This window comes from Streptomyces durhamensis, assembly GCF_000725475.1.
GTDB classification, from domain to species: domain Bacteria; phylum Actinomycetota; class Actinomycetes; order Streptomycetales; family Streptomycetaceae; genus Streptomyces; species Streptomyces filipinensis.
In genome coordinates this window covers 107,650-120,680 of record NZ_JNXR01000014.1, presented here as the reverse complement: position 1 = coordinate 120,680, position 13,031 = coordinate 107,650, and the positions used below count along the sequence as shown (strand labels likewise).

9 protein-coding genes are annotated in these 13,031 nt (G+C 71.9%); 2 read left to right on the top strand and 7 right to left on the bottom strand.

Annotation, left to right across the window (positions count from 1 at the left end):
* Window positions 1-101: 101 nt before the first annotated feature.
* Window positions 102-698 (bottom strand): hypothetical protein, encoded by a 597-nt coding sequence (locus tag IO33_RS0121270; RefSeq protein ID WP_031167322.1) that lies wholly within the window; start codon window positions 696-698, stop codon window positions 102-104.
* A gap of 522 nt (window positions 699-1,220) precedes the next feature.
* Here IO33_RS0121270 and IO33_RS0121265 point away from each other — a divergent pair.
* Window positions 1,221-2,120, top strand: coding sequence for a hypothetical protein (locus IO33_RS0121265; protein ID WP_031167320.1), 900 nt, complete (start codon window positions 1,221-1,223; stop codon window positions 2,118-2,120).
* Window positions 2,121-2,123: 3 nt separating this feature from the next.
* On the opposite strand, the gene ftsH is transcribed toward IO33_RS0121265, so the two are convergent.
* From ftsH to nsdA, 6 genes are all read right to left on the bottom strand, one after another.
* Window positions 2,124-4,064, bottom strand: a complete 1,941-nt coding sequence (ftsH, locus tag IO33_RS0121260) for an ATP-dependent zinc metalloprotease FtsH (protein WP_031167318.1) — start codon at window positions 4,062-4,064, stop codon at window positions 2,124-2,126.
* 80 nt (window positions 4,065-4,144) lie between these two features.
* Window positions 4,145-5,695 carry a signal recognition particle protein gene (gene ffh / locus IO33_RS0121255; RefSeq protein WP_031167316.1) on the bottom strand — a complete coding sequence of 517 codons (1,551 nt, stop codon included), beginning with the start codon at window positions 5,693-5,695 and terminating at the stop codon, window positions 4,145-4,147.
* Window positions 5,696-5,816: 121 nt separating this feature from the next.
* Window positions 5,817-8,273, bottom strand: a complete 2,457-nt coding sequence (locus IO33_RS0121250; protein ID WP_031167314.1) for a [protein-PII] uridylyltransferase — start codon at window positions 8,271-8,273, stop codon at window positions 5,817-5,819.
* 29 nt (window positions 8,274-8,302) lie between these two features.
* Window positions 8,303-8,641: a P-II family nitrogen regulator gene (locus tag IO33_RS0121245; protein ID WP_031167312.1), complete on the bottom strand. Its 339-nt coding sequence runs from the start codon at window positions 8,639-8,641 to the stop codon at window positions 8,303-8,305.
* Window positions 8,638-9,981, bottom strand: coding sequence for an ammonium transporter (locus IO33_RS0121240; RefSeq protein WP_031167311.1), 1,344 nt, complete (start codon window positions 9,979-9,981; stop codon window positions 8,638-8,640). The genes IO33_RS0121245 and IO33_RS0121240 overlap by 4 nt, the downstream gene beginning before the upstream one ends.
* 340 nt (window positions 9,982-10,321) lie before the next feature.
* Complete coding sequence (gene nsdA / locus IO33_RS0121235) at window positions 10,322-11,800, bottom strand: transcriptional repressor NsdA (RefSeq protein WP_031167309.1); 1,479 nt, start codon at window positions 11,798-11,800, stop codon at window positions 10,322-10,324.
* 491 nt (window positions 11,801-12,291) lie between these two features.
* Between nsdA and IO33_RS0121230 the strand changes: the two genes are divergently transcribed.
* On the top strand, window positions 12,292-12,954 hold the full coding sequence (locus IO33_RS0121230) for a bifunctional DNA primase/polymerase (RefSeq protein ID WP_031167307.1): 663 nt from the start codon (window positions 12,292-12,294) through the stop codon (window positions 12,952-12,954).
* The last annotated feature ends 77 nt before the right edge of the window (window positions 12,955-13,031 follow it).

Here is a 13,031-nt window from a genome sequence, read left to right as displayed (position 1 = left end):
GAGGTGAGGTCACGTCGGGTGCGCCGCCCGCTGCTGTGTAGTTGCCGCTCGGCCCGCCACCGGCACCCACGAGATGCCGGTACTCCGTGGCCCGTCGGCGGTTATGCCGCTCCCGCCACCTCCGGGATCCGGAACGGCTTGCCGCAGCCGCCGCAGACGATCGGGGCCTGGGCCAGGACCGAGGGGACCACACGGACGTTGCGGCCGCAGTCGCAGACCGCCTTGACCCGGACGCCGCCGCCGGAGGAGCCGTGCCGGGCGGCCGGGCCGCGGAAGCTGCGGGTGGTGTCCGACATGGTGGCCGCCGTGTGGGCCTTCAGCGCGCGCTGCAGCCGCTCGATGGTCGGGCGGTAGCGGCGCTTGGCCTCGGGGTTGAGCGTGACCAGCGAGAAGCCGCTGCTCGGGTGCGGCTCCTCGGGGTGGTCGAGGCCCAGTTCCTCGGCGATCACGAGGAAACGGCGGTTGTGGTAGCGGCCGGCGCGGGAGGTGTCGCGGATCCCGCGGGCGGCGGCGATGCCGTGGACTGCCTCATGGAGCAGTCGCTCGAAGGAGAGTTCGTGACCGCACGCGGACGACGACTCCCCGATCAGGGACTCTGGCGCGGCGAGGTCCGGCAGCTCGGGGTGGTACCGCTGAATGTCGGCCCACGCCTGCGCCAGCTCTGCGGCGAGAACAGGTGGTGTCTGTGTCGTGCTCACGTAATGACAACGAGCGGGAGCTCGAATGTGTTCCTATTCGGGGTCATCCCAAATAATTTGCACGTACCCGTCAGTTGCCACTGATGCGTCCGGACGAGGGCGGGTGCGCTGATCTGTGGAGAAGCCTCACAGCTCATATCAAGCCGGCGCGTAGTCCTCCGTACGCCCCGGCCTGTAGGGCCCCATGCAGCCGCGGTCGGCGGTTGCGCAAGAGACGTTTCGGCCTCTCTCGTCGCGACGCCTCACCTCGGTCAGCGTCTGTGACGGCCGTGACGTTACCGCCTGCCCTCAGGCGCCCCGCACCGGCCGGTTCCCCGGAATCGGCCACCGTATGGCCGTCCAGATGACCGGCATGTGAAATCTCGCCACACCCGCGTCCCGAGCCCAAGCGGAACCCCACGCCCCCTGGACGGAGCCGCGAGCCGGGAGTTACCTGGCTTACGTGGGAAGTGTGCGCGTACGGCACGGGGACCACGCAATCTGGCACAACGGCGAACTGTCGGCGGATTGGGGCGCTTACCTATGACACCTACGCTCGTGCGGCAGCACGTGTCCGGCGCGGATTCCGCACCCCGCGCGGACCTGAGCGCACGCGCGCGTGACTGGTCCGAGATCCAGGAGCGGATGCTGGTGCCGCTCTATGAAGCCGTCTACGAACGGCTCGAAGTGGGCCCCGGCACCCGGCTGCTGGGCCTGCGCTGCGGTGCCGGGCTCGCGCTGCTGCTGGCGGCGGGCAGAGGTGCCGTGGTCACGGGGGTCGACACCGCCTCGCCCGAACGGCTCGCCCTCGCCCGCGAACGTCTGCTGCCTGCCGCCCCGCGGGGCGGCAGCGGCGGCGCGGCCGGGCACGGCGGAAGAAGCCGTCCACCCGCGCGTGCGCTCGCGCGACTCGTCGACGGCTCGCCCCGGGAGGCGGCCGGCGCGGAGACGGCCGGGTACGGCCTGGTGACCGTCTTCGAGCCGATCGGCTGCCGCGCCGGTGACTCCGAGGGGGTGGTCGAGCTGCTCGCGGACGCGCTGCCGCTGGCCGTGCACGGGGCCGCGGTCGTGCTGGCCGGCTGGGGGCCGCCGGAGCGCTGTGCCACCTCCTCGGTGCTGCGGATGGCGACGAAACTGGCCGATCCGCTGCGCCGCGCACGCGGCTGGCGGCCCGCCCGGCGGGACGACCTGGAGGAGGTCGCCCAGCGGGCGGGGCTGAAGCCGGACGGCTCGGGGCGGGTGGCCTGCCCGTTCGGGTACGCCGATGCCGACAGCGCCGTACGCGGGCTGCTGTCGACGGGCCTGTTCGACGCGGCGATCACGGCGACCGACGCCAAGCAGGTCGACAAGGAGCTGACGGAGGCCCTGCATCCGCACCGGCGCCCGGACGGGACCGTGTGGATGCCGAACGTGTTCCGCTACCTCGTGGCCCGCGTGCCCTGACCCCTACCGGTCCAGGTCCTTGGTCAGCCGCGTGATCCCGGCGATCCGGTACGCGTCCGCCTCCTCCAGCGTCTCGTTCGCCAGCAGCGCCTGCGCGAGGGCGTCCAACTGGCCGCGGTGGTCGCGGAGTTTGCGGCAGGCCTCCTCGTAGCACTCGTCCACGATCCGCCGCATCTCGGTGTCGATCACGTCGAGAGTCTGCGGGGCGGCGGCGAGGCCGTAGGCCTGCTGGGCGTCGTTGGGCAGCGCGGAGAGGCGGCCGACCTCCTCGCTCATGCCCCAGCGGGAGACCATCCCGCGCGCGATGTTGGTGACCTGCTCCAGGTCGCTCTCGGAGCCGGTGGTGATCACGTCGTAGACGACGTGCTCGGCCGCCATCCCGCCGAGGGCGCCGATGATCCGGCCGCGCAGGTACTCCTCGGTGTACGCGTACTTGTCGGCGTCCGGTGTGGACAGGGTGACGCCGAGGGCGCGGCCGCGCGGCACGATGGTGATCTTGCGGACCGGGTCGGCGCCCGGCTGGAGCATGCCGAGCAGGGCGTGTCCGCTCTCGTGGTAGGCGGTGCGCCGGCGCTCCTCCTCGGGCATCACCAGGGGGCGTTCCGCGCCCAGCTGGACCTTCTCCAGGGCGTCGGACATGTCGGACCGGGTGACGCGCTCCTGTTTCCGCTTGACCGCGAGCAGGGCGGCCTCGTTGGCGAGGTTCGCCAGGTCGGCGCCGGTCATGCCCGGGGTCGTACGGGCGACCTGGGCGAGGTCGACGTCCTCGGCGAGCGGGATCTCCCGCGTGTGGATCTCCAGGATGGCCTCGCGTCCGCCGCGGTCCGGGGGCGAGACCTGGACGATGCGGTCGAAGCGCCCGGGGCGGGTCAGGGCCGGGTCGAGGATGTCGGCGCGGTTGGTGGCGGCGATCACGATGACGCCCTCGGAGCCGGAGAAGCCGTCCATCTCGGTGAGGATCTGGTTCAGGGTCTGCTCGCGCTCGTCGTGCCCGCCCATCGAGGCGCCGCCGCCGCGGGCCCGCCCGATGGTGTCGATCTCGTCGATGAAGATGATCGACGGGGCGACCTTGCGGGCCTCCGCGAACAGCTCCCGCACCCGGGAGGCGCCCACGCCCACGATCATCTCGATGAACTCGGACGCGGACGCGGAGAAGAACGGCACGCCCGCCTCACCGGCGACCGCCCGCGCGAGCAGCGTCTTACCGGTGCCGGGCGGGCCCGCGAGCAGCACCCCGCGGGGCATCTTGGCGCCCATACGGCGGTAGGCGTCGGGGTTCTTCAGGAAGTCGACGACGTCGTTCAGCTCGCCCTCGACCTCGTCGATGCCGGCCACGTCCTCGAAGGTGGTGCGCTTCTCCCCCGGCACCAGCTCGACCGGCTTCGGCGGCGCCTTGCGGCCCAGCATGCCGCCCGCGCCGCCGAGGCCGGCGCTCATCCGCCGGGCGACGAGGATCCACAGGCCGACGATGACCAGCATCGGCGCCAGCGAGATCAGCAGGTTGGCGAGGAAGCTGCGGTGCTGGACGACCGGTTCGGCGGTGACCGTGACGTCGTGCTTGGTCAGGCTCGCCCAGAGGTCGTCGTGCGCGAAGGAGGGGCGCTCGGTGTTGAACTTGGTGTAGTTCCCGCCGCCCTCGGGGTTCTTCCGCCCCTTGCGCAGCTGGCCCTGGATCGAGTCGCCCTTGGCGTAGATCTTGGCGACGTTGCCGTCGTCGACCTGCCTGCTGAACTCGGTGTACGAGATCGTGGGCTCGTTGGCCTGGTCGAAGTAGGACAGCACCAGGTTGGCGATCAGGTACACGATCAACGCGGTGACGGCCAACCGCCACCAGCCGCCACGCATCCGGCGCCCGCCGGGCGGCTGCGGCGGCGGCTCGTCGGGAGCGCCCTCGGTACGCCAGGGCTGGTCGGGTGACTTGCGTGGCGGCGCGGGGTTGGTCATATCGGGACCGTACGACAATGACCAACCCCTGGCATGCCCAGCGCCGAACCCGGGACGGACCCGGAGCCGGCGGGGCGCGCTCAGCCCATGAACTTCTTGAACTCGTCCGGCAGCTCGAAGTCCTGGCCGCCCTGCTGCGGCAGCCCGAAGGCGTTCCCGCCCTGGGCCGCGGCCTCGCGGCGCTGGGCGTCCTCCAGCTCCTGCTGCTTGCGCTTCATCGGGTTGCCGGAGCGCTGCTTGCCCTTGGCCTTCTTCTGCTGCTTCTTCTGCCGGCCGGGGCCGCCGCCCATGCCGGGGATCCCCGGCATGCCCGGCATACCGCCGCCCTGGGCCATGCGGGACATCATCTTGCGGGCCTCGAAGAACCGCTCGACCAGGTTCTTGACCGCGCTGACCTCGACGCCGGAACCCTTGGCGACACGGGCGCGGCGGGAGCCGTTGATGATCGTCGGGTCCTGGCGCTCGGCCGGGGTCATCGACTTGATGATCGCGGCCATGCGGTCGACGTCGCGCTCGTCGATGTTCTGGATCTGGTCCTTGATCTGGCCCATGCCCGGGAGCATGCCGAGCAGCTTGCTGATGCTGCCCATCTTCCGGACCTGTTCCATCTGGGCCAGGAAGTCGTCCAGGGTGAAGTCCTGGCCCTTCTTGGACGCCAGCTTCGAGGCCATCTTGGCGGCCTCTTCCTGGCTGAAGGTCTTCTCCGCCTGTTCGATCAGGGTGAGCAGGTCACCCATGTCGAGGATGCGGGAGGCCATCCGGTCCGGGTGGAAGGCGTCGAACTCGTCCAGCTTCTCGCCGTTCGACGCGAACATGATCGGCTTGCCGGTGATCTGCCGGATCGACAGGGCGGCACCACCGCGGGCGTCACCGTCGAGCTTGGAGAGCACCACGCCGTCGAAGCCGACGCCGTCGCGGAAGGCCTCGGCCGTGTTGACGGCGTCCTGGCCGATCATCGCGTCGACGACGAACAGGATCTCGTCCGGGGAGACCGCGTCCCGGATGTCCGCGGCCTGCTGCATCATCTCCTGGTCGATGCCCAGGCGGCCGGCGGTGTCCACGATCACGATGTCGTGGACCTTGGACTTCGCGAAGTCGATGGAGTCCTTGGCGACCCTGACCGGGTCGCCGACGCCGTTGCCCGGCTCGGGCGCGTAGACCGCGACACCGGCACGCTCGGCGACGACGCTCAGCTGGTTCACGGCGTTGGGGCGCTGGAGGTCACAGGCGACGAGCAGCGGGGAGTGGCCCTGCTCCTTCAGCCAGCGGGCGAGCTTGCCCGCGAGGGTGGTCTTACCGGCACCCTGCAGACCCGCCAGCATGATCACGGTGGGCGGCTGCTTGGCGAAGCGCAGGCGGCGGGTCTCGCCGCCGAGGATGGTGACCAGCTCGTCGTTGACGATCTTCAGGACCTGCTGGGCCGGGTTCAGCGCGCGCGAGACCTCGGCGCCGAGGGCGCGCTCCTTGACGTTCTTGATGAACGCCCGGACGACAGGAAGGGCTACGTCCGCCTCGAGGAGGGCGATGCGGATCTCGCGTGCGGTGGCGTCGATGTCCGCCTCACTCAGACGCCCCTTGCCGCGCAGATTCTTGAAGGTCGCTGAGAGGCGATCGGAGAGAGTATCGAACACGGCGGCGTCGGTCCTCGGAGTCGGGGGCAGTCTGAGCGTCTTCCAGGGTATCTGGCCCCGCAAGCTCTTCGTCCTCGCACGCCCGCTCCAGGGGGCGCGCGAGGACGACCGGGCCGCCAGGTCAGGCCCGCAGCGTCTCCTCCAGGGCCCGTGCCAGCGACGCCGCGTCCTCCCCCGGCAGCGGCTCCCCGGTGCCGGTCGTGACGTAGAAGGCGTCCACCGCGTTGGAGCCCAGCGTGCTCACGTGCATGCTCCGCACCCGCACCGCCGCCTTCTCCAGGGCCATTCCGATGCGGTGCAGCAGGCCGGGGGCGTCCTGGGCGCGGACCTCGATCACCGTGGCGTGGTGGGAGGCCGCCGGGGCCACCGTCACCCGGGGCGGCGGGGCGACCCAGCCGCGCCGGCGGGGGTAGGCCGCGTCCCGTTCGGCGAGGCGGCCGGCGATGTCCAGGGTCCCGTCGAGGGCGCGGACGAGGTCGGCGCGCAGCCGGGCGGCCTGGGGCAGGGAGCCGTACTCGGCGGCGACCCGCCAGTTCAGCAGCAGCACCGGGCCGTCGTCGACGTCGTCGGGCAGGCGCAGGGCGCGCAGCTCGGCCGTGCGGACGGTGAGGCGGTGCACGGCGAGGACACCGGCGACCGCGGGCAGCACGGCGGGCTGGTCGGGTACGGCGATGACCAGCTCGACGCCGAGGGGCTCCTGGGCGGGCTCCTCGTCGGTGACCGGGTCCGCCGGTGCTTCCGGCTGGGCGCGCAGCGCGAGGACCGGGCTCTGCGTGCGGTACGCCTCGATCGCCAGCCGCTCCTGCTCGGCGGTGGGCGCCGCGGGCTCGGGTTCGCCGAGGCCGTCGCCGGCGAGGACGGCGTGGGCCCGGTGGACCAGGTCGGCGACGAGGGAGCCCCGCCAGGAGGACCAGGCCGCCGGCCCGGTGGCGAGGGCGTCGGCCTCCGTCAGCGCGTGCAGCAGTTCCAGGGTGCTCTGGGTGCCGACCGCCTCGGCGACCGAGCGGACCGTGGCCGGGTCGTCCAGGTCGCGGCGGGTGGCCGTCTCGATCAGCAGCAGGTGGTGGCGGACGAGCGTCGAGAGCACGGCCACGTCCGCGCGGTCGAAGCCGATCCGCGCGGCCAGGTCCTTGGCGATGATCTCACCGGCCACCGAGTGGTCGCCGGGCCAGCCCTTGCCGATGTCGTGCAGCAGGGCGGCGACCAGGAGCAGGTCGGGGCGGCTGACGCGGCGGGTCAGCTCGGAGGCCCGCACGGCCGTCTCGATCAGGTGCCGGTCGACCGTCCAGATGTGGACGGCGTTGCGCTGCGGGCGGCAGCGGACCCGTTCCCAGTCCGGCATGAGGCGGCTGATCAGGCCTTCCGCCTCCAGTGCCTCCCAGACCTCCACCGTGGGGCGGCCGGAGCCGAGGAGCGTCACCAGCTGCTCGCGGGCCTCGGCGGGCCAGGGCGTGGGCAGGGGGCGCGCGGTGGCGGCCATGCGCCGTACGGCGTGCAGGGAGAGCGGGAGGCCGGCCTGCGCGGCTGCGGCCGCGGCACGCAACGGGAGCACGGGGTCGCGCTCGGGGCGGGCGGCGCGGGCGAGCACCACCTCGCCGTCCTGCTCCACCACGCCCTCGGCCAGCGGGGACCGCTCGGCGACCGGCTTGCCGCCCCCGAGCATGGCGCGCAGGCGCGGGCGGACAGCGCGCGAGCGCAGCACGCGCCCCACCTCGCGCCAGGTGACGTCACTGGCGTACGAGATGACCCCCGCGGCCTCGTAGACCTGCCGCAGCAGCGTGTCCGCGTCCAGCAGCCCCAGCCCGGCCGCCACCTGGTCCTGCTCCTGGAGCGCGAGCCGGTCGGTCGCGCGCCCGGTCGCCAGATGCAGCGCGTCACGTACGTCGAGCAGGCGCCGTCGGGCGTCCGCGAGGCCCTCGCGCGGCGCGTCGGCGAGCCAGGAGGCGGCGACGGCGCGCAGGGCCGTGGCGTCCCTCAGGCCGCCACGGGCCTCCTTCAGGTCGGGCTCCAGCAGGTACCGCAGCTCACCCTGGCGTCCGCCGCGCTCGGCGCAGAGTTCCTGGAGTTCGGGGAGGCGTCTGGGCGCCTGGTTGCGCCAGTCGGCGAGGACGGCCGTCCGCAGCCCCGCGGTGAGGCCGAGGTCGCCGGCGAGATGGCGGGCGTCCAGGAGGCCGAGGTGGGCTTTCAGATCGTCACCGGCGGTCTTGCGGGCCTCGGCCGGGGTACGCACGGAGTGGTCGAGGGCGAGGCCGAGGTCCCAGACGGGGTACCAGAGGCGGTCGGCCAGGGCGGCGACCGCGCTCGGGTCGGAGCCGTCGTGGAGCAGCAGGAGGTCGAGGTCGCTGCGCGGGGACAGCTCGCCGCGGCCGTAGCCGCCGACGGCGACGAGCGAGACGCCCTGGGCGCCCGGCGCCGCCGCGGTGAACAGTCCGGCGAGCCAGTCGTCGGTCAGTTCGGCGAGGGCCGCACGGCGCGGCGGCCCGGACCGCGCCCCCTCGGTGAGGAGGCGCAGCCGGGCCGCCGCGTAACCGCTGGGTCCCGAGTCCTCTGCTTCCGTACGCACGTCCGTTCCCGTCACCCAGCGACTCCCGTTCTCACCCGTTGTGGTCAGAGCGCGTCCGGACCGCGCTCGCCGGTGCGGACCCGTACGGCCGTCTCGACCGGCACGGACCAGACCTTGCCGTCACCGATCTTGCCGGTGCGGGCCGCCTTGACGATGACCTCGACCAGCTGCTCGGCGTCGTCGTCCTCGGCCAGCACCTCGATGCGGATCTTGGGGACGAGGTCGACGGTGTACTCGGCACCGCGGTAGACCTCGGTGTGGCCCCGCTGCCGACCGTAACCGCTGGCCTCGGTGACCGTCAGTCCGTGGACGCCGAAGGCCTGCAGGGCCTCCTTGATCTCGTCGAGCCGGTGGGGCTTGACGACGGCGGTGATGAGCTTCATGCGTCCACCTTCTTGCTCTGCGGGGTGGCCAGGGCCGGGGCGTGGGCGGCGGAACCGAGGACACCGCCGCCGGTGCCGCTGAAGTCGTAGGCGCTCTCGGCGTGCTCGGCCTGGTCGATGCCGGAGATCTCCTCGTCCTCGCTGACCCGCATCCCGATCGTCTTGTCCAGCAGGAAGGCGAGGACCGCGGAGACGACCAGGGAGTAGGCGAGGACCGCGCCGACACCGGCGCACTGCTTCCACAGCTGGGTCCACGTGTGGTCGCCGTAGAAGACGCCCGTGGCGGTGGACTGGCCCTTGCCGGTGGCGAAGAAGCCGATGAGCAGGGAGCCGATGATGCCGCCGACCATGTGCACGCCGACGACGTCCAGGGAGTCGTCGTAGCCGAACCGGAACTTCAGGCCCACGGCCGCAGCGCAGGCGACACCGGCGATGGCGCCGACGGCGATCGCGCCGAGCGGGGAGACCGCGCCACCCGAGGGGGTGATCGCGACCAGGCCGGCGACCGCGCCGGAGGCGGCGCCCAGCGTGGTGAACGCGCCGTGCCGGATCTTCTCGTAGGCGAGCCAGGCCAGCATGGCGGCACCGGTGGCGACCTGCGTGTTGACGAACATCAGCGCGCCGACGCCGTCGTCGTTGCCGAGCCAGGAGCCCGCGTTGAAGCCGAACCAGCCGAACCACAGCAGGCCCGCGCCGAGCATGACCAGCGGGAGGCTGTGCGGGCGCATCGGGTCCTTCTTGAAGCCGACGCGCTTGCCGATGACGAGGATGACACCGAGCGCCGCCGCACCCGCGTTGATGTGGACCGCCGTACCACCCGCGAAGTCGATCACACCGAGCTTGAAGGCCCAGCCGTCGGCGCCCCAGACCCAGTGGGCGACCGGGACGTAGACGATCGTGACCCACAGGGCGACGAAGAGCGCCCAGGCCGAGAACTTCACGCGGTCCGCGAGGGCGCCGCTGATCAGGGCCGGGGTGATGATCGCGAACATCATCTGGAAGACCATGAAGACGAAGACCGGGATGGTGTATCCGGGCCAGAGATCCGTCAGGCCGATGTGGCTGAGCCCGAACCAGTCGGAGTTCCAGCCGATGAGGCTGTTGTTCTCACCGAAGGCGAGGGAGAAGCCGTAGAGCACCCAGAGGATGGTGACGATGCCCATGCTGATGAAGCTCATCATCAGCATGTTGAGGGTGCTCTTGACACGGACCATGCCTCCGTAGAAGAAGGCCAGGCCCGGGGTCATGATCAGCACCAGAGCGGAACAGATGAGCATGAAGCCTGTGTTCGCGGCAGACAGCTTGGGTGCCTCCGCGGCAAGCGTGATGGCTGGGGCCATCGGCGTCTCCTCGTCGGTTGGTACGGCCCCGTGCGGGCGGTGCCTGAGCGGTCCGGCGGGTGGTGGGGCGGGCCGGTTATGGGCCATGAGACTGACGCAGCGCGGTTTCGGTGGAAGCCCCTCGTTGTTTCGCCGGGGTGACAAGGGCGGCCTGCTTGTTACGCCTGAATGAACCGCCGGATTCCAGGTTCGCCGATCGTTATCGTGACGCAACCTGCTCCGGAGCGTGCCCTTGAAGACAGGGCCGGCCGCGGCGGGCCTCTCCGATGACCTGGCGCGGGGGAGCCGAGTCGGGCAGTTCGGGAGGACCGGCCGCGGCCGGGGCACGGTGCCGGAGGTGTCAGACCGCTTCGGCGGTCTCCGGCAGGTCTACGGCGAGCTGGTCGGTGAGGTCGACCACGGCGGCGAGCTCGCCGAAGTCCCGTACGGCCGTGTCGACCGTCTTTCGGATACGGGTGTTCACCCGCTCGGAGCGGACCTTCCTGGCGATCGCCATCGCCTGCGAGGCATAGGCCGTGCTCTGTTCGGGCTCGCGCCGGAGCAGGTGCACGGTGGCCATCCCGATCAGGTTGAGCGCGTACGACCGCTGGTGCTCGCTGTCCTTGGCGAACAGCTCCACGGCCCGCTGCATCAGCGGCTCGGCGAGGGAGGCGTAGGCGGGGCTGCGTCCGGCGACGTAGGCGAGGTCGCGGAAGGAGTGGGAGTTCTCACCGTGGAGCTCGGCCTCGGAGAAGAAGCGGATCCAGTCGGGATCCGGCTCGTCCCACTCGTCGGCCTCGGCGAAGGTGTGCTCGGCCATGCGCACCGCCCGCTTGGTCTTGCCAGGCTGGCCCATGTTGGCGTAGGCGCGGGCCTCCATCGCATACAGCATGGACTGGGTGCGCGGGCTGGCGCAGTCGCGGCTGCCGTACTGGGCGAGGTGGATCAGTTCCAGGGCGTCGTCGGGCCGGCCGAGATGGATCATCTGGCGGCTCATGCTGGAGAGGATGTACGAGCCGAGCGGCTTGTCGCCGGCCTCCTTGGCCGCGTGCAGGGCGAGGACGAAGTACTTCTGCGCGGTGGGCTGCAGACCCACGTCGTAGCTCATCCAGCCCGCCAGTTCGGCGAGCTCGGCGGCGACCTTGAAGAGCTTGCGGGTGGTGGCCTCGGGCTGGGGTTCCTGGAGCAGGTCGGTGACCTCGTGCAGCTGGCCGACGACCGCCTTGCGGCGCAGACCGCCGCCGCACTGGGCGTCCCACTGCCGGAACATCCGCGTGGTGGACTCCAGCAGGTCCAGTTCGGGCTTGGACAGCCGGCCGGGCCTGCGGGAGTCGAGGACCGGCTCGGGCCCGGGCGGGACCGGGGAGGCGGGGGTGGGCACGAGCCAGCGCTGCATGGGCTCGATGAGGGACGGGCCGGCGGACAGCGCCAGGGAGGTGCCGAGGAAGCCGCGCCGGGCGAGCATCAGGTCGCTGCGCGAGAACTCGCTGAGCAGGGCGACGGTCTGCGGGGCGGTCCAGGGCAGGTCGACCCCGGACGCGGAGGGTGACTGGCGGGCGGCGCGCAGGCCGAGGTCCTCGATGGACACGACACAGCCGAAGCGCTCCGAGAACAGCTCCGAGAGGATCCGCGGGATCGGCTCGCGCGGGTTCTCGCCGTCCAGCCAGCGGCGCACGCGCGAGGTGTCGGTGGAGATGTGGTTGGCGCCGAGCTGACGGGCCCGGCGGTTCACCTGGCGGGCCAGCTCGCCCTTGGACCAGCCGCTGCGCACGAACCACGATCCGAGCAGCTCGTTGGGGCGCTTGTCAGCGTTCGTGCCGCTACCGCCGTTGCCGCTCACTGGAACGCCCCCATCCCTGAGACCACTTGTCGTCGTTGCGACCCTCGGTCACCCCGGAGGGAGACCGCCGCGCGCCAAGCCCTATCAGAATGCCGGTAAATACGGCTTCCCGTCCGGAGGTTCTCACTCTTCGAACGAGCTGACGACTCGCCTCCGGCATACCCATCTCTGCATATGCCTCCCGGACTCGCACACTCACAGTAATCCTACGATCACCCGCTCAGCCACACGGATCCCGGAAACGCCACCATTCGCCACCCCTTCGAATGAACTCACGACCGCTCGCACGCGATTCACTTGACATAGGACGGCCGGAAGTGGGCGGAGTGAAGCACGCGGGGGCGCACAGCCCTCCGGGCACCACCCCGTTTCACCCCAAGGCGCCGCTTTGCCCTGGCGCCGGCGCGGGAAGGCGGAGCCGTAGTGTTACGTTCCGCTTCCGTCTCGTTCCGTGGCGTAACCACCGGCGCGCCGGACCCGTTGGAGGGGGCATGGGCTTCACGATCGGCGGCATTCGCGAGATCCGCTCCGGCACGCGCCGGCGCGGCCGTTCGTCGGATTGCACCACGGTCGCCGAGTTCACCGGGCTGTGGGGCTGGGACGTGGTGCCGGGCGCGCGGGCCGCGGCGGGCGTCTGCTCGTGCGGGCGCTCCGACTGCCCGGCGCCGGGCGCGCATCCGCTGGACTTCGCACCGCAGGTACCGGCCGGGGCCACGCTGGACGAGGTGAGCAAGGCCTGGTCGGAGTTCCCGGGCGCCTCGGTGATGCTGCCGGTGGGCCGGGCTTTCGACACCATCGAGGTCTCCGAGGCCGCCGGCCGCCGCGCCCTGGTCCGCCTGGAGCGCATGGGCCTCCCCCTCGGACCGGTGACCGCGACCCCGGACGGCCGTGCCCACTTCTTCGTCGCGCCCGGCGCCGCCGCCGAGCTCCCCCGGCTGCTCTACCGCATGGGCTGGGACGACCCCTCGGCCCTGGACCTGCGCGGCCTCGGGCCCGGTGCGTCCATCACGGCGCCGCCCTCCGACCGGGGCGGGCTGGGCCCGGTGCGCTGGCTGCGCCCGCCCGCGCTGGACTCGGCGACCAGGCCGCCGGCGGGCCGGCTGCTGCTGGGGACGCTGGCGTACGTGGCGCACCGGTCACGGGCGCGGGCGTAACCCGCGCCGGCAAGGCGAAGCGCCCGTCCCCCCTGCTTGGGACGGGCGCTTCTCGTCGGCCACCGGATGCGGTAACC

Coding starts and splice junctions, on each gene's coding strand:
- IO33_RS0121265 (WP_031167320.1), top strand. CDS start 1,221: ATGACACCTACGCTCGTGCGGCAGCACGTGTCCGGCGCGGATTCCGCA.
- ftsH (WP_031167318.1), bottom strand. CDS start 4,064: ATGACCAACCCCGCGCCGCCACGCAAGTCACCCGACCAGCCCTGGCGT.
- IO33_RS0121245 (WP_031167312.1), bottom strand. CDS start 8,641: ATGAAGCTCATCACCGCCGTCGTCAAGCCCCACCGGCTCGACGAGATC.
- IO33_RS0121240 (WP_031167311.1), bottom strand. CDS start 9,981: ATGGCCCCAGCCATCACGCTTGCCGCGGAGGCACCCAAGCTGTCTGCC.
- IO33_RS0121230 (WP_031167307.1), top strand. CDS start 12,292: ATGGGCTTCACGATCGGCGGCATTCGCGAGATCCGCTCCGGCACGCGC.